The following is a 14,578-nucleotide window of genomic DNA, read 5'->3' as shown; positions in this document are numbered from 1 at the left end:
TCCCGGCTTCTCGTCGTGGGCGGCTGCACCCGCCCACGGCTGTCCCGGCTTCTCGCCGTGGGCGGCTGCACCCGCCCACGGCCGTCGCGCTTTCTCGCCGTGGGCGGCTGACGGCCACATTGCAACGCCGACTGCGTGTATGTCGTCAAGGGGCGCGGGGAACTCGCTCACCCGCACCGCTCTACGACCTGTCGCCGCAGCCCCTGTGGCGTCAGAGCCGCCCGAGTACCTGAGCCAGCAGCGAACCCATCCGCGTCGCGCTGTCCCGGCCGGCCTGCAGAACCTCCTCGTGGTTCAGCGGCTCGCCGGTCATACCGGCGGCGAGGTTGGTGACCAGGGAGATGCCCAGGACCTCGGCGCCCGCCTCGCGCGCAGCGATGGCCTCGAGGACCGTCGACATACCTACGAGGTCCGCCCCGATCACGCGGGCCATGCGGATCTCGGCCGGCGTCTCGTAGTGCGGGCCGGGGAACTGCGCGTAGACGCCCTCTTCGAGGGTCGGGTCGATCTCCTTGCACAGGGCGCGGAGGCGCGGGGAGTAGAGGTCCGTGAGGTCGACGAAGTTGGCGCCGAGGATCGGGGAGGTGGCCGTGAGGTTGATGTGGTCGCTGATCAGGACCGGCTGGCCGGGGCGCATGCCCTCGCGGAGGCCGCCACAGCCGTTGGTGAGGACGATCGTCTTGCAGCCGGCGGCTACGGCGGTGCGGACGCCGTGGGCGACGGCGGCGACGCCGCGGCCCTCGTAGAAGTGGGTGCGGCCCAGGAAGACCAGGGCGCGCTTCTCTCCGATCTTGTACGAGCGGATCTTGCCGCCGTGGCCCTCCACCGCCGGCGGCGGGAAGCCGGGGAGCTCGGTGACCTGGAACTCGGCGTCGGGGGCGCCGAGGGCGTCGACGGCCGGGGCCCAGCCGGAGCCCATCACGAGGGCGACGTCGTGGGTCTCGGCGCCGGTCAGTTCGCGCAGGCGCGTGGCGGCGGCGTCGGCGGCGGCGTGGGGGTCGCCCTGGACGTCGTCCGGAAGAAGAGATGCGTTCACGCGGTCGAGGGTAGCCGGTTCCGGCCTACGCGCGTAGATGACAGAGCCAACGGGATGGCGATCGTTGTCTTGTCGTTTCCAACGAAGGGTGGGGGAGGAGGGAGCTTTGTGGCCGCTGTGATCAGCAGGGGCGCTTACGGAGTTCCATCACGTAGTCGTGGGGGGCGCCTGCCGACTCTGCGGCGTCTGCGACTTCGCCCAGGTAGCGGGCCGATGGGAGGCCGCCCTCGTAGCCGTTGAGGACGTAGACCCAGGCCTGCTCCTCGCCCTCCAGCGTGTGGACGCGGACGCGCATGCGGCGGTAGATGTCGAGGCCGACCCCTTCCCAGCGGTCCATCGACTCCTCGTCCAGCGGGGCGATGTCGTACAGAGCTACGAAGACCTGGGAGACCGGGTCCTCGACCAGGGTGGCGAGTGCGCCTTCCCAGCCCATGTGCTCGCCCCCGAACGTCAGCCGCCAGCCGTTGAGCCAGCCCGTCGCACGCATCGGCGAGTGCGGGGCGCGGCGGGTCATCAGCCGCGCGTCGAGGTTGCCGGCGTACGCGGCGTAGAGCGACATGGGTCGAGAGTACGGCAGTCGGCTCCTGGGTCTCGGACGCACCAGGGGCCCCTTGCCAACCCATTGCCCCGCCCCCGGGCAATAGCACCTTGAGCGGTGCGGGACAATGGGGTACGTGACTCGGATCGTGATCATCGGTGGCGGACCCGGCGGATACGAGGCGGCCCTGGTGGCCGCCCAGCTCGGCGCGGAGGTGACCGTCGTCGACTGCGACGGTCTGGGCGGAGCGTCGGTGCTGACCGACTGCGTGCCGTCGAAGACCCTTATCGCTACGGCCGAGGTGATGACCACCTTCGATTCGTCGTACGAGGAATTGGGGATCATCGTCGCCGATGACACCCCGCCCTTGGAGCAGGCCGCCCGGGTGGTCGGGGTCGATCTGGGGAAGGTCAACCGTCGTGTGAAGCGGCTTGCCCTTGCTCAGTCGCACGACATCACGGCGTCGGTCACGCGTGCCGGTGCCCGTGTCATGCGGGGGCGTGGGCGGCTGGAGGGCATGCAGGCCCTGGACGGGTCGCGGAAGGTCGTGGTGACCGCGGCCGACGGGAGCGAGGAGACCCTTGTCGCCGACGCCGTGCTCCTTGCCACGGGTGGGCATCCGCGTGAGGTGCCCGACGCCCAGCCGGACGGTGAGCGGATCCTCAACTGGACCCAGGTGTACGACCTGACCGAGTTGCCGGAAGAGCTCATCGTGGTCGGGTCCGGTGTGACCGGTGCCGAGTTCGCCGGTGCCTATCAAGCGCTCGGGTCCAAGGTGACTCTTGTGTCGTCCCGTGATCGGGTGCTGCCCGGTGAGGACCCGGATGCCGCGGCCGTGCTGGAGGACGTCTTCCGGCGACGTGGCATGAACGTCATGGCTCGGTCCCGGGCCGCCGCGGCCAAGAGGGTCGGGGATCGGGTCGAGGTGACGCTGGCCGATGGGCGGGTCATCACGGGTACGCACTGTCTGATGGCCGTTGGTGCCATTCCGAACAGCGCCGGGCTGGGGTTGGAAGAGGCCGGGGTTCGGGTGCGGGAGTCCGGGCACATCTGGACCGACAAGGTGAGCCGGACCACGGCTCCGGGCGTGTACGCCGCCGGTGACGTGACCGGGGTGTTCGCGCTGGCTTCGGTCGCCGCCATGCAGGGGCGTATCGCCATGTACCACTTCCTGGGTGACGCGGTGGCTCCGCTGAATCTGAAGACCGTGTCGTCCAATGTGTTCACCGATCCCGAGATCGCCACGGTCGGGTACACGCAGGCCGATGTGGATGGCGGGAAGATCGACGCCCGGGTGGTGAAGCTTCCGCTGTTGCGCAACCCCCGCGCCAAGATGCAGGGCATCCGGGACGGCTTCGTGAAGCTGTTCTGCCGGCCGGGGACGGGCATTGTGGTGGGCGGTGTGGTCGTGTCGCCTCGTGCTTCGGAACTGATCCATCCGATCTCGATCGCCGTCGACAACAATCTGACGGTCGAACAGATCGCGAACGCGTTCACCGTCTATCCGAGTCTTTCGGGGTCGATCGCCGAGGTCGCGCGGCAGCTCCACACCCGTAAGTCCGGTGGGGACGTCTGACGGCCGAAACCAATTCCTCGCTGGTCACGGGGAGTTGTCGAGCATGCGTACGGCATAGGCGGGACGGGTAGGCCCTATACCACTTCCCGCCCTTGCGTGCGAACAACTTCTGCTATTCACCGCAAACAGCTGAAAGCAGACGGTCGCCCGCGTTACTGTCAGTTTCGTGTTCGCTGCAGAACGTCGCCAATTGATCCTCGAAATGGTGCGAGCGAACGGGGCCGTGTCGCTCCGTGAGCTCGCCCGCGTCGTCCAGACCTCCGAAGTGACCGTACGGCGGGACGTGCGCGCACTGGAGGCAGAAGGACTCCTCGACCGCCGGCACGGCGGTGCGGTATTGCCGGGCGGGTTCACGCGGGAGTCCGGCTTTCCGCAGAAGTCACATCTCGCGACCGCCGAGAAGACGGCCATCGCCGACCTCGCCGCCAACTTCGTCGAAGAGGGCGAGGCCATCGTGGTCGGGGCGGGAACCACCACCCAGGAGCTGGCCCGCCGGCTCGCGCGGGTGCCCGGTCTGACCGTCGTCACCAACTCCCTTTTGGTGGCACAGGCGTTGGCCCATGCCAACCGGGTCGAAGTCGTGATGACCGGTGGCACCCTGCGTGGTTCCAACTATGCGCTGGTGGGCAGTGGGGCCGAGCAGTCCCTGCAGGGGCTGCGGGTTTCGCGGGCCTTTCTGTCCGGGAGCGGGCTCACCGCCGAGCGTGGGCTGTCCACGTCCAACATGCTGTCCGCGTCCGTCGATCGGGCGCTGGTGCAGGCCGCCGCGGAAGTCGTCGTCCTCGCCGATCACACCAAGCTCGGGACGGACACGATGTTCCAGACCGTGCCCACGGACGTGATCACGCGGTTGGTGACGGACGAGCCGCCGCCGCATGACGATCGGGCGGCCACGGAGTTGCAGGCGCTGGCCGATCAGGGTGTGCAGATCGCCGTCGCCGGGGCGGCGGGAGGGGCCGGGTCGGGTACGGGGTCGGGTTCGGGTGGTGATTCCGTCCCCCCGCGGCAGGCTCGCCGGGACGTGGCTCTGCCGGGGCCCCGGCGAGGGGCTCTGCCGGGGGCGGGGCTGCGAAGCGCGGTGCTCGGTGAGACGGGGCCGGGGGCTGAGCGGGCGCGGGTTGCGGATATGCGGCGGCGTTAGGGTTCGCCCAAGCCCCGTAGGGTCAACTTGAGCAGTCGGTCCGCCAGTTCCGGGTCTGCCGGAGACTCCTCGGCTGCCAACGCGATCGCGTTGGTCAGTTGGAGGAGGTCGGTGATCGCCACGTCGTCGCGGATCTTGCCTGCTTGCTGTGCTCGGGCCAGCAGCGCGGTGCCCGCTTCCCTCATCGGGTCGCTGCAGCGGGCAAGCGCCGAGGTGCGGTCGGCCGTCACGGACATCAGGGCGTGCGCCAGGCCTCGGTACTCGCCGGCATGGGTGATGATCTCGCGCAGCCAGGTCACCAGGGCCGTGCAGGGCTCGGGGGCGTCCAGCAGTTCCCGTGAGCGGGTCAGCAGATCGGTCACCGCGTCCTCGAAGACCGCGCTCAACAGGGCCTGGCGGTTGGGGAAGTGGCGATACAGGGTGCCGATCCCCACGCCGGCTCGTTTTGCCACGTCCTCCAGGGACGCGTCCGTGCCGTGGGTCGCGAAGGCCGCGCGGGCCTCGGCCAGGAGACGGTCGTAGTTGCGGCGGGCGTCGGCACGCATGGCGCGTGCGGGCGCGGGGGTCACCGTGGTGTCCCGGTCACCGGCGGTCTCGGGCGAGGTCGCGCTCACCATGCCTCTCACCTGCTCTCCTCTGCGCCCTTACGTGCTTCCAGGATGCCCCATCGGGATGTGCGAGCGGCCTTCCCGCGGGCCGTCGGAGCCGTAGCTTATTGCTCAGGACTTCTCGGGAGTTCTCAGGACTTCTCGGGCGAGAGCAGCGCCGGGAGAGTGCGATGGACATCAGCGGTGCGGACGCGCTGCGCGTGCTGACGCTCGTGCGGGAGCTGGAAGACGCCGACACGGTGGGGGAGTTGCAGGAGCGTGCGTTGCCCGGGTTACTCGGTCTCATTCCCGCCGACGGGGCCCAGGCCTATCGGCTCTCGGCCGACGGCGTGGGGGATCTTGTCGCTCTTTCCCTGCCCCAGGAGTCGTTCCACGAGGATCCGATGGTCATCTACGACCATCCCCTCGACCACCCGCTCACCGACGTCATGCTGGAGACGCCGACTCCGGAGGCCTGGCGGGTGAGTGATGTCGCGGGGGATCGGCAGTGGCAGCGGACCCACTGCTACAACCTCGACTTTCGTCCCTTCGGTATGCGTCGGCATCTCGTCGCGTCCGCGGGATCGGACATGAGTGTGGTCGCGGGGTATGCGCTGACCCGCTCGGGGGGTGACTTCAGTGAGCGTGAGCGGGATCTCTTCGGGTTGGCCCAGATCCAACTCGCCGTTGCGGAGAGGTCCATGCGTGAGCGGGAGCAGTTGCGTGTGCTGGCCGCCGTCGCCCTTGACCTGGCAGGGGGGAACGAGCGTGGTGTCGCCGCCCTGGACGAGGACGGGCGGCCGTACGCCCTCAACGCCGTTGCCGCCGGGCTGCTGGCCGTCGTGGGACATGATCCGCGGCTGGGTGGTGACGAGGTGTTCGTGGCGCGGGATGTGGAGGTGCGGTACGTGGCGCCCGAGGGGCCGGGGCGGCCCGCGCTGCTTCTGCTGCGTGACCTTGCCCGGCCGCGTGCGCTCGCCCGTTTCCACGGTGTCACCGAGCAGGAGCACCGGACCCTGCGCCACCTGCACGAAGGGCGTACGGCGACCGAGGCGGCCCGGCTGATGAGGCTGTCGCCGGTGACCGTGCGGGGCTATATCGCCTCCCTCCACCGGAAGTTGGAGGCGGGGCACACGGCCGCGCTGCTGCGGCGGGGGCGGGATCTGGGGCTGCTCGTGGACTGAAGCGGACCGGCGGTGTGGCGATATGTCGCGATGCCTCAGAATTGACGGGTGGTCGGCGGGTGGGTCCGCTCGCTTCACTGGGTCGTGGTGCTCCGCTCGGGGGACGGAGACGGGGGAAGAACGAGGCGCCCGGCGGACCGACTGCTCAGGTCCGCCGGGCGCCTCGGAACGCCGTAGGGGATGGGGGTCCTCCGCGGTCAGTCCTTGATCTCGCAGATCGCGGCGCCGGAGCTGATGGACGCGCCGACCTCCAGGCCCAGGCCCTTGATGGTGCCGGACTTGTGGGCGTTGAGGGGCTGTTCCATCTTCATGGCCTCCAGGACGACGACCAGGTCGCCCTCCTTGACCTCCTGGCCCTCCTCGACCGCGACCTTGACGATGGTGCCCTGCATGGGGGACGCGAGGGTGTCGCCGGAGGCGACCGGGCCGGACTTCTTGGCCGCGCGGCGCTTGGGCTTGGCGCCCGCGGCGAGGCCGGTGCGGGCCAGGGACATGCCCAGCGAGGACGGGAGGGAGACCTCCAGGCGCTTGCCGCCGACCTCGACGACGATCGTCTCGCGGTCCGGGTCCTCGTCCGCCTCGGTGTCGGCGGGTGCCGCGAAGGGCTTGATCTCGTTGACGAACTCGGTCTCGATCCAGCGGGTGTGGACCGTGAACGGCTCGGCGGATCCGGTGAGTTCGGGGGCGAACGCCGGGTCGGTGACGACCGCGCGGTGGAAGGGGATGGCGGTGGCCATGCCCTCGACCGTGAACTCCTCCAGGGCGCGGGCGGCGCGCTGGAGGGCCTGGGCGCGGGTGGCTCCGGTGACGATCAGCTTCGCGAGGAGGGAGTCCCAGGCGGGGCCGATGACGCTGCCGGACTCGACGCCCGCGTCCAGGCGGACGCCGGGGCCGGACGGGGCCTCGAACGTGGTGACCGTGCCCGGGGCCGGGAGGAAGTTGCGGCCCGGGTCCTCGCCGTTGATGCGGAACTCGAAGGAGTGGCCGCGCAGTTCGGGGTCTCCGTAACCGAGTTCTTCGCCGTCGGCGATGCGGAACATCTCGCGCACCAGGTCGATGCCGGCGACCTCCTCGGTGACCGGGTGCTCCACCTGGAGGCGGGTGTTGACCTCCAGGAAGGAGATCGTGCCGTCGAGGCCGACCAGGAACTCCACCGTGCCGGCGCCGACGTAGCCGGCCTCCTTGAGGATGGCCTTCGAGGAGGAGTACAGCTCGGCGACCTGGGCCTCGGAGAGGAAGGGCGCGGGGGCCTCCTCGACCAGCTTCTGGTGGCGGCGCTGCAGGGAGCAGTCACGGGTGGAGACGACGACCACGTTGCCGTGGGTGTCGGCCAGGCACTGGGTCTCCACGTGGCGCGGCTTGTCGAGGTAGCGCTCGACGAAGCACTCGCCGCGGCCGAAGGCGGCGACGGCCTCGCGGACCGCCGACTCGTACAGCTCGGGGACCTCTTCGAGGGTGCGGGCGACCTTCAGGCCGCGGCCGCCGCCGCCGAAGGCCGCCTTGATGGCGATCGGCAGGCCGTGCTGCTCGGCGAAGGCGACGACCTCGTCGGCGCCGGTCACCGGGTCGGGGGTGCCGGCCACCAGAGGGGCGCCGGCGCGCTGGGCGATGTGGCGGGCGGCGACCTTGTCGCCGAGGTCGCGGATGGCCTGCGGCGGCGGGCCGATCCAGATCAGGCCGGCGTCCAGGACGGCCTGGGCGAACTCGGCGTTCTCCGAGAGGAAGCCGTAGCCGGGATGGATGGCGTCCGCCCCCGACTCGCGTGCCGCGTTCAGTACTTTCTGGATGTCCAGGTAGCTGGTGGCCGGGGTGTCACCGCCCAGGGCGAACGCCTCATCCGCGGCGCGGACATGCAGAGCGTCCCGGTCCGGGTCGGCGTAGACGGCGACACTCGCGATGCCGGCGTCCCGACAGGCGCGGGCCACGCGGACAGCGATTTCGCCACGGTTGGCGATGAGCACCTTGCGCACGATTGAGGCTCCCTCCTTGAAACAAGCCGAGTTTAGGGACTGCCGACACGGCACTTCGACCCGTCCCCAGTGGTGAGCTTGCCCACACGGAGCGTGATACCAGGCCCGCTCGACCCGCGAAATCCCTTGTCGCACCTAGGTACGCAGGACTCCTCCCGGCAACCCTAGCTCTCCCATGTGGTCAAGGTCTCTGTGAGAGCGTGCTGCGGGCCACTCCGTTTCTTTGTGGAGTCCCTACGAATGGCCCAACGATTCTTTGCGGTCCGTAGAACCCTTGTCCCGGGGTTTACCCGTTAGTAGCGTTCGCGATGTCTCGAAGGTAGAAGCGGTGACAAGAGCTCGGCTGGAGAGTGGGTGGGTCCGGTGGTGCGCAGGCCGGTGGCGTGGGTGGTGGCGGTCGTGCTCTTCGCCGAGGCGTTCGGCGTCGCGGCGCTCAACTGGTTCCTGGGGGTCGTGGTCGACCGTCAGGACATGTCCCTGGCCGGGCTCGACCCGGACATGATGTCGATGTCCTCGAAGGTCGGCGGCATCGTCTTCGGCCTCTACTACGCCCTGTGCGGCCTGGTCGCGCTCCTGGTCGCGATACGGAACCGGCCGCCGGCCGGGCTCGGCCGCATCCTGCTGATCAGCGCGGCGGTCGTGCACGGGCTGCTGGGGGCGCTGGTGTGGGGCCTGGTGGGCTGGACCGCGTTCCTGTTCATGGTGGTCGTGCTGGCGCTCATCGTGCTGCTGCTGATGTCCTACGACCTTCCGGCGGAACCGGGCGACGCGGCCCCGCCGGCGAAGGAGCCGGAGCCCCAGAGCGGGGACGGCGACGAGGGCTCGCCCGTCACCGCTCCGCCGGCGCCCACAACTCCGTGATGCCCACGCCCAGTTGGGCCAGCAGTTTCCGTACGAGGGGGAGGCTGAGGCCGATCACGTTGCCGTGGTCGCCGTCGATGCCCTCGATGAACGGCGCGCTGCGGCCGTCCAGCGTGAACGCGCCCGCGACGTGGAGGGGTTCGCCCGAGGCGACGTAGGCGGCGATCTCCTCGTCGGTGGGGTCGCCGAAGCGGACCACGGTGGATGCCGTGCCTGACACGTACCGCTTGGCGGCCGTGTTCCAGATGCAGTGGCCCGTCTGGAGCACCCCTGCGCGTCCTCGCATCGACTTCCAGCGGGACGTCGCCTCTTCGGCGTCGGCGGGCTTGCCCAGGGCCTGGCCGTCCAGTTCCAGGACCGAGTCGCAGCCGATGACCAGGGCGCCCTGTGCCTCCGGGAGGGCGGCGACGACGGAGGCCTTGGCCTCGGCCAGGGCGAGGGCCAGATCGGCGGGAGTGGGGGCCGTGATGGCGTCCTCGTCGACGCCACTCACGATGACCTCGGGGTCCATGCCCGCCTGGCGGAGCAGGTTCAGCCGGGCGGGGGACTGGGAGGCGAGGATGAGGCGGCGGGGCTGATCGGTCATGCGGTCAGCGTAGTCCGATCACCACCATGGCCAGCACCATGGCCAAGGCCATCAGAACGCCGAGTCTGCGCAGCATGTCCTGCATGTTGCGCAGTTCCTCGGGGGGCTCGTTCTCAGGGTCCGACCACAGCATGCCACCAGCGTGGGGCCGGACCGGGGGAGGGCGCCTGAGTACGGGTACTCAAATCGGCGCCCGGGGGTGTTCCTCTGTGTGCCCACGCGGCGGAGCCGCATGTCGACACAGCCCCGCGCCCCTTGGGGCATCTCCCTAGCCCGGCCAGTAAGTGCGGGACCATGACGTGGGGCCCGGCTGGGGCAGGCGGTGGGCTGCGATCCTTGCCGGGTCGGACCAGGAGTCCTTGTCCTGCGCGGTACCCGGCGTCGTGGCGGATGCGGCTACCGCGCGGGCTCTGACCACCGCCAGGGCGGCGGCCAGCTCCTCCGGGGTGGGGTTGCCCCGTACGACCTTGATGTTCACAGCGTCTCCTTAGAGGGGGATGTTGCCGTGCTTCTTGGGGGGCAGGGACTCCCGCTTGGTGCGCAGCTGGCGCAGGCCGCGGACGACGTGTCCGCGGGTGTCGGACGGCATGATCACCGCGTCGATGTAGCCGCGTTCGGCCGCGGTGTAGGGGTTGAGGAGGGTGTCCTCGTACTCGCGGATGAGGCGGGCGCGGACGGTCTCCAGGTCCTCGCCGTTGGCCTCGGCCTCGGCGAGGGTGCGGCGGTGCAGGATGTTGACCGCGCCCTGGGCGCCCATGACGGCGATCTGGGCGGTGGGCCAGGCGAGGTTGAGGTCCGCGCCCAGGTGCTTGGAGCCCATGACGTCGTAGGCGCCGCCGAAGGCCTTGCGGGTGATGACCGTGATCAGGGGGACGGTCGCCTCCGCGTAGGCGTAGATCAGCTTGGCGCCGCGGCGGATGATGCCGGTGTGTTCCTGGTCGACGCCGGGCAGGAAGCCGGGCACGTCCACGAAGGTGATCACCGGGACGTTGAAGGCGTCGCAGGTGCGCACGAAGCGGGCCGCCTTCTCGGAGGCGTTGATGTCCAGGCAGCCGGCGTACTGCATGGGCTGGTTGGCGACGATGCCGACCGGGTGGCCCTCGACCCGGCCGTAGCCGGTGACGATGTTGGGTGCGAACAGGGCCTGGGTCTCGAAGAACTCGGCGTCGTCCAGGACGTGTTCGATGACCGTGCGGATGTCGTAGGGCTGGTTCGCGCTGTCCGGGACGAGGGTGTCGAGCTCCAGGTCCTCGGCGGTGACGGTCAGGTCCGCCTCCTCCGGGAAGACGGGCGCCTCGCTGAGGTTGTTGGAGGGCAGGTAGGACAGCAGCTGCTTGATGTACTCGATGGCGTCCTTCTCGTCGCCGGCCATGTGGTGGGCGACGCCGGAGACGGAGTTGTGGGTGCGGGCGCCGCCCAGTTCCTCGAAGCCCACGTCCTCGCCGGTGACGGTCTTGATGACGTCGGGGCCGGTGATGAACATGTGCGAGGTCTGGTCGACCATGACGGTGAAGTCGGTGATGGCGGGGGAGTAGACGGCTCCGCCCGCGCACGGGCCGACGACCAGGCTGATCTGGGGGATGACGCCGCTCGCGTGGGTGTTGCGGCGGAAGATCTCGCCGTAGGCGCCGAGGGAGGCGACGCCCTCCTGGATGCGGGCGCCGCCGGAGTCGTTGATGCCGATGACCGGGCAGCCCGTCTTCAGCGCGAAGTCCATCACCTTGACGATCTTCTGGCCGTAGACCTCGCCCAGCGCGCCGCCGAAGATGGTGAAATCCTGCGAGAACACGGCGATGGGGCGGCCGTCGACGGTGCCGTAGCCGGTGACGACGCCGTCGCCGTAGGGGCGGTTGGTCTCCAGGCCGAAATTGGTGGAGCGGTGCCGGGCGAACTCGTCCAGCTCGACGAAGGAGCCCTCGTCGAGGAGGAGCTCGATGCGCTCACGGGCCGTCAGCTTGCCCTTGGCGTGCTGCTTCTCGACGGCGCGTGCCGAGCCGGCGTGCGTCGCCTCGTCGACGCGGCGCTGAAGGTCCGCGAGCTTGCCCGCGGTGGTGTGGATGTCGATCTCTTCCGCCTCGGACATCGGGATCGCGGCTCCCTGCCTGCTCAAAAGGGGGGACGGTTACTCATCCGTAGAGTAGTGGGGCGCTTGCAAATCAGCAGTGCGGCGTTTCACACACCTAGGGTGGCTTGCATGACGCCGCGAGATGCATCAGACGACAGCCGTTGGTCCGATCTGGACCGGCCTCCCCTCAACGCCGTCGCGCTGCGACGCGGGCTCGTGCGGGAGGGCGGGCTGTGGCGCGAGGTCGAGGTGGTGCGGAACACCGGCTCCACCAACTCCGACCTCGTCGCGCTGGCCGCCTCCGGCAAGGCGGTCGAGGGCACGGTCCTGGTCGCCGAGGAGCAGACGTCCGGCCGCGGCCGCCTGGACCGCCAGTGGACGGCACCGGCCCGCTCCGGCCTCTTCTTCTCCGTCCTCCTGAAGCCGAGCGAGGTCCCGGTGGCGCGGTGGGGATGGCTGCCGCTGCTCACGGGGGTCGCGGTGGCCACGGGGCTGTCGCGGGCGGCGGGCGTCGACACGGCACTCAAGTGGCCGAACGACCTGCTGGTCTCCGTCGGGGGCGAGGAGCGCAAGACCGGTGGGATCCTGGCGGAGCGGGCGGGCGAGGACGGGGTCGTCATCGGCGTCGGCATCAACGTCAGCCTGAGGACCGACGAACTGCCGGTCCCGACGGCCGGGTCGCTGGCCCTGGCCGGCGCGGTGAGCACGGACCGCGATCCCCTGCTGCGGGCCGTACTGCGGTCCCTGGAGGAGTGGTACGACCGCTGGCGGGCCGCCCAGGGTGACCCGGCGGCGAGCGGCCTCCAGGAGACGTACGCGGCGGGATGCGCGACGCTGGGACGGACAGTACGGGCGGAGCTGCCGGGCGACCGGTCGGTGGTCGGCGAAGCGGTGGCGATCGACGGCGATGGGAGACTGGTGATCGCGACGGAGGACGGAGTGCAAGCGCCGGTGGGTGCCGGGGACATCGTCCACTTGCGACCGGCGTGACCGCATCTCCCCAGGGGCGCGGGGCTGTATCGATTTCGACTCCGCCGCGTGGGCGCGACCAGCCACAACGGACCTGCACCCGCCGGAAACATCAAGCACCCCTTCTCGACTCCCACAGGAGTGAGCTACCGCACACCTGCCGTACAGTTGAGGCCGGTCGATACCTGACCGCAGCAGATCGGAAGGGCAGCAGGCGTGACCGTCGACGACACCGGCTCTGGCGAGGGCGCGGACGCCGCCGACCCCGGCGAGGACCCGCTCGCCCTGCGTCTGGAACACCTCATTCTCGGCGCCGAACGGCGCTACACCCCCTTTCAGGCGGCCCGTAGCGCCGGCGTCTCCGTGGAGCTGGCGACCCGCTTCTGGCGGGCCATGGGCTTCGCCGACATCGGCCAGGCGAAGGCGCTGACGGAGGCCGACGTGCTGGCGCTGCGCCGGCTGTCCGGCCTCGTCGAGGCGGGGCTGCTGAGCGAGGCGATGGCCGTGCAGGTCGCCCGCTCCACCGGCCAGACCACGGCCCGTCTCGCCTCGTGGCAGATCGACTCCTTCCTGGAGGGTCTCACCGAGCCCCCGGAGCCGGGGATGACCCGCACCGAGGTGACATACCCGATCGTCGAGCTGCTCCTGCCCGAGCTGGAGGAGTTCCTCGTCTACGTCTGGCGCCGCCAGCTGGCCGCCTCGGCCGGCCGGGTCGTGCAGGCCGCCGACGACGAGGAGATGGTCGACCGGCGGCTGGCCGTCGGCTTCGCCGACCTGGTCGGGTTCACCCGGCTGACCCGCCGTATGGAGGAGGAGGAGCTCGGCGAGCTCGTCGAGGCCTTCGAGACGACGGCCGCCGACCTGGTGGCGGCGCACGGGGGGCGGCTCGTCAAGACGCTCGGTGACGAGGTGCTGTACTCGGCGGACGACGCCGGGGTGGCCGCGGAGATCGCGCTGCGCCTCATAGAGACCATGGCGAACGACGAGACGATGCCCGAGCTGCGGGTGGGCATCGCCTTCGGGACCGTCACCACCCGTATGGGTGATGTCTTCGGTACGACGGTCAACCTGGCCTCCCGGCTGACCTCGATAGCGCCCCGGGACGCCGTCCTCGTCGACGCCGACTTCGCCCAGGAACTGATCCGCACCGGCGAGGCCCCGGCCTCCGAGGCGGAGGCGGCCGAGGCCGCGGCCGCCGCGGAGAAGGAGGGCGAGGAGCCCCCGACGTACCGCTTCGCGCTCCAGCCGATGTGGCAGCGGCCGGTGCGTGGGCTGGGCGTGGTGGAGCCGTGGTTGCTCACGCGGCGGGCGCAGGAGGCGTAGCCACGCTCAGCGGGTGAGCGGGCCCACGCACAGGCCCACGACCGGTACGCACAGGCCGGGCCGGGTCGGCTGCTGGGTGGGCGACGGGGATGTGGTCCGGCTCGGAGTCGGCCGTGGGGTGGCGGGGGCCGATGCGGGTGGGTGCGGTGCGGTTGCCGTCGGGGCGGGGGTGTTGAGTGCCTCCGGGATGGTCGTCGTGTCCGGGGTGGTGGGGGTGACGGCGGCTGCGGACGGTGTCGCCGACGGGGACGCGGTCGCCGTCGGCATCGTCACGACCTTCGAACCCGTCGTCGGGGTCGCGCTCACGCCGCCCATGACCGACGTCGCCGACGGGCCGACCGTGGTGGCGGTGGTGGTCGCCCGGTCGGTCCCCACGGTGGCCTGATCGTCCCGTGGCTCCGCCTCCGCCGTACCGAGCCCGCCGACACTCGACTCGGGGGCCATCCGTACGAGGCTCAGCACCCCGGCGGCCAGGGCGAGCCCGCCGACGGCGAACAGCACCTTGCGGGGGCGGGGCCGACGGTGACGGCCGCGAGGACCGAAGAGGTGCGGTGCGGTGGCGCTCTCCCCCTCGCTTTCGGTGCCTGTCTCCGGCCTGGTCGGCGTTTCCGTCATCTCGGTCCCTCCCCATGCGCTCGCGCCCCCTGTGCGCCGTGGCGGACGCACGTTATGCGCTGCCATGGGCGTTGGGGGTGGAGTTGGGCGGGATGTCACTCGAACGGGGTGCCGGGGGGCGATACGG

General features: G+C 70.5%; 15 protein-coding genes. 6 read left to right on the top strand and 9 right to left on the bottom strand.

What is annotated here, in order from left to right:
• Positions 1 to 211: 211 nt before the first annotated feature.
• Both ACWC09_RS48135 and ACWC09_RS48130 read right to left on the bottom strand, forming a co-directional pair.
• Complete coding sequence (locus ACWC09_RS48135) at positions 212 to 1,036, bottom strand: purine-nucleoside phosphorylase (protein ID WP_450858144.1); 825 nt, start codon at positions 1,034 to 1,036, stop codon at positions 212 to 214.
• Positions 1,037 to 1,157: 121 nt separating this feature from the next.
• Complete coding sequence (locus tag ACWC09_RS48130; RefSeq protein WP_450858143.1) at positions 1,158 to 1,595, bottom strand: gamma-glutamylcyclotransferase; 438 nt, start codon at positions 1,593 to 1,595, stop codon at positions 1,158 to 1,160.
• Positions 1,596 to 1,701: 106 nt separating this feature from the next.
• Between ACWC09_RS48130 and ACWC09_RS48125 the strand changes: the two genes are divergently transcribed.
• A complete protein-coding gene (locus ACWC09_RS48125) occupies positions 1,702 to 3,150 on the top strand; it encodes an NAD(P)H-quinone dehydrogenase (protein ID WP_450858142.1) in 1,449 nt (482 codons plus the stop codon).
• Positions 3,151 to 3,316: 166 nt separating this feature from the next.
• The gene (locus ACWC09_RS48120; RefSeq protein ID WP_450858141.1) at positions 3,317 to 4,291 is read left to right on the top strand and encodes a DeoR/GlpR family DNA-binding transcription regulator; all 975 of its coding nucleotides are present in this window, start codon (positions 3,317 to 3,319) and stop codon (positions 4,289 to 4,291) included.
• Here ACWC09_RS48120 and ACWC09_RS48115 read toward each other — a convergent pair.
• Positions 4,288 to 4,836 carry a TetR/AcrR family transcriptional regulator gene (locus ACWC09_RS48115; RefSeq protein WP_450858147.1) on the bottom strand — a complete coding sequence of 183 codons (549 nt, stop codon included), beginning with the start codon at positions 4,834 to 4,836 and terminating at the stop codon, positions 4,288 to 4,290. The genes ACWC09_RS48120 and ACWC09_RS48115 overlap by 4 nt on opposite strands.
• Positions 4,837 to 5,069: 233 nt before the next feature.
• On the opposite strand from ACWC09_RS48115, the gene ACWC09_RS48110 reads away from it, so the two are divergent.
• Positions 5,070 to 6,062, top strand: a complete 993-nt coding sequence (locus tag ACWC09_RS48110; RefSeq protein ID WP_450858139.1) for a helix-turn-helix transcriptional regulator — start codon at positions 5,070 to 5,072, stop codon at positions 6,060 to 6,062.
• 197 nt (positions 6,063 to 6,259) lie between these two features.
• On the opposite strand, the gene ACWC09_RS48105 is transcribed toward ACWC09_RS48110, so the two are convergent.
• Positions 6,260 to 8,032 carry an acetyl/propionyl/methylcrotonyl-CoA carboxylase subunit alpha gene (locus ACWC09_RS48105; RefSeq protein ID WP_450858137.1) on the bottom strand — a complete coding sequence of 591 codons (1,773 nt, stop codon included), beginning with the start codon at positions 8,030 to 8,032 and terminating at the stop codon, positions 6,260 to 6,262.
• Between the two features lie 363 nt (positions 8,033 to 8,395).
• Between ACWC09_RS48105 and ACWC09_RS48100 the strand changes: the two genes are divergently transcribed.
• The gene (locus tag ACWC09_RS48100; protein WP_450858146.1) at positions 8,396 to 8,893 is read left to right on the top strand and encodes a hypothetical protein; all 498 of its coding nucleotides are present in this window, start codon (positions 8,396 to 8,398) and stop codon (positions 8,891 to 8,893) included.
• Here ACWC09_RS48100 and ACWC09_RS48095 read toward each other — a convergent pair.
• The 4 genes from ACWC09_RS48095 to ACWC09_RS48080 form a co-directional block, all read right to left on the bottom strand.
• Positions 8,862 to 9,479 (bottom strand): Maf family protein, encoded by a 618-nt coding sequence (locus tag ACWC09_RS48095; protein WP_450858135.1) that lies wholly within the window; start codon positions 9,477 to 9,479, stop codon positions 8,862 to 8,864. The two genes, ACWC09_RS48100 and ACWC09_RS48095, sit on opposite strands and share 32 nt — an antisense overlap.
• Before the next feature lie 4 nt (positions 9,480 to 9,483).
• Positions 9,484 to 9,612 (bottom strand): morphogenic membrane protein MmpB, encoded by a 129-nt coding sequence (gene mmpB / locus ACWC09_RS48090; RefSeq protein ID WP_450858134.1) that lies wholly within the window; start codon positions 9,610 to 9,612, stop codon positions 9,484 to 9,486.
• 135 nt (positions 9,613 to 9,747) lie between these two features.
• Positions 9,748 to 9,957 carry an acyl-CoA carboxylase epsilon subunit gene (locus ACWC09_RS48085; protein ID WP_450858132.1) on the bottom strand — a complete coding sequence of 70 codons (210 nt, stop codon included), beginning with the start codon at positions 9,955 to 9,957 and terminating at the stop codon, positions 9,748 to 9,750.
• A 9-nt stretch (positions 9,958 to 9,966) separates the two neighbouring features.
• A complete protein-coding gene (locus tag ACWC09_RS48080; protein ID WP_450858131.1) occupies positions 9,967 to 11,562 on the bottom strand; it encodes an acyl-CoA carboxylase subunit beta in 1,596 nt (531 codons plus the stop codon).
• A gap of 111 nt (positions 11,563 to 11,673) precedes the next feature.
• Between ACWC09_RS48080 and ACWC09_RS48075 the strand changes: the two genes are divergently transcribed.
• A complete protein-coding gene (locus ACWC09_RS48075) occupies positions 11,674 to 12,534 on the top strand; it encodes a biotin--[acetyl-CoA-carboxylase] ligase (protein ID WP_450858129.1) in 861 nt (286 codons plus the stop codon).
• A 195-nt stretch (positions 12,535 to 12,729) separates the two neighbouring features.
• Positions 12,730 to 13,836: an adenylate/guanylate cyclase domain-containing protein gene (locus ACWC09_RS48070; RefSeq protein ID WP_450858128.1), complete on the top strand. Its 1,107-nt coding sequence runs from the start codon at positions 12,730 to 12,732 to the stop codon at positions 13,834 to 13,836.
• 6 nt (positions 13,837 to 13,842) lie between these two features.
• On the opposite strand, the gene ACWC09_RS48065 is transcribed toward ACWC09_RS48070, so the two are convergent.
• Positions 13,843 to 14,451, bottom strand: coding sequence for a hypothetical protein (locus ACWC09_RS48065; protein WP_450858127.1), 609 nt, complete (start codon positions 14,449 to 14,451; stop codon positions 13,843 to 13,845).
• Positions 14,452 to 14,578 lie beyond the last annotated feature (127 nt).

It is taken from the genome of Streptomyces sp. NPDC001617 (genome assembly GCF_053596855.1).
The sequence above is the reverse complement of the archived record's forward strand: the minus strand, read 5'-3'. Positions and strand labels throughout refer to the sequence as shown.

Bases quoted from the DNA above. Each gene is read 5' to 3' on its own strand.
- ACWC09_RS48110 (WP_450858139.1), top strand. From the start codon at position 5,070: ATGGACATCAGCGGTGCGGACGCGCTGCGCGTGCTGACGCTCGTGCGG.
- ACWC09_RS48095 (WP_450858135.1), bottom strand. From the start codon at position 9,479: ATGACCGATCAGCCCCGCCGCCTCATCCTCGCCTCCCAGTCCCCCGCC.
- ACWC09_RS48065 (WP_450858127.1), bottom strand. From the start codon at position 14,451: ATGACGGAAACGCCGACCAGGCCGGAGACAGGCACCGAAAGCGAGGGG.
- ACWC09_RS48130 (WP_450858143.1), bottom strand. From the start codon at position 1,595: ATGTCGCTCTACGCCGCGTACGCCGGCAACCTCGACGCGCGGCTGATG.
- ACWC09_RS48125 (WP_450858142.1), top strand. From the start codon at position 1,702: ATGGGGTACGTGACTCGGATCGTGATCATCGGTGGCGGACCCGGCGGA.
- ACWC09_RS48075 (WP_450858129.1), top strand. From the start codon at position 11,674: ATGACGCCGCGAGATGCATCAGACGACAGCCGTTGGTCCGATCTGGAC.
- ACWC09_RS48080 (WP_450858131.1), bottom strand. From the start codon at position 11,562: ATGTCCGAGGCGGAAGAGATCGACATCCACACCACCGCGGGCAAGCTC.
- mmpB (WP_450858134.1), bottom strand. From the start codon at position 9,612: ATGCTGTGGTCGGACCCTGAGAACGAGCCCCCCGAGGAACTGCGCAAC.
- ACWC09_RS48115 (WP_450858147.1), bottom strand. From the start codon at position 4,836: ATGCGTGCCGACGCCCGCCGCAACTACGACCGTCTCCTGGCCGAGGCC.